We start from the raw sequence: 480 nt of genomic DNA, 5'->3' as shown, positions 1-480 counted from the left end.
CTCCCCTCATTGTGAACCGAAGGCTGGATCCCGGCCTGCGCCGGGATGACGCCAGGAGGGGGAACGGTGCGCTCTATTTCTGTTCGAGCGCGGCCCTGACGAGGGCAAAGGCCTCAGGCGCCGCCCAATGGGCGGGACCCAGCAGCCGGCCGACCTCGCGCCCCTGGCGGTCCACCAATATGGTGGCGGGAAGCCCCGCGGATTGCAACTCGCCGACGATCCTGGTGGTCGGCTCCACATAGAGCTTCAACGCGTCCGACCCCGTCTCCTTCAGGAAGGCGGAGGAGGCTTCCGCCCCCTTCCGGTCGACGCTGATCGCCACCACCTCGAACTCGCCGGAGCCCAGCTCCGTCTGGAGCTTGGCCAGATCCGGCATTTCCTTCCGGCACGGGGCGCACCAGGTGGCCCAGAGGTTGATCAGCACCACACGGCCTTTCCAGTCGCTGAGCTTCAGGGGCTTTCCCGCGCCGTCGGCGAAGG

At 67.9% G+C, this 480-nt stretch carries 1 protein-coding gene; it reads right to left on the bottom strand.

What is annotated here, in order from left to right:
• Positions 1 to 73: 73 nt before the first annotated feature.
• Positions 74 to 480: TlpA family protein disulfide reductase (locus ACLD7X_RS18650; RefSeq protein ID WP_411425170.1), on the bottom strand; the 407-nt coding region annotated here is incomplete at its 5' end.

This window comes from Aphanothece microscopica RSMan92 (genome assembly GCF_046613545.2).
In the GTDB taxonomy this organism is placed as follows: Bacteria; Cyanobacteriota; Cyanobacteriia; order PCC-6307; family Cyanobiaceae; genus NIES-981.
Note: the sequence above shows the minus strand (reverse complement) of the source record. Positions and strands in the feature narration are given on the sequence as shown.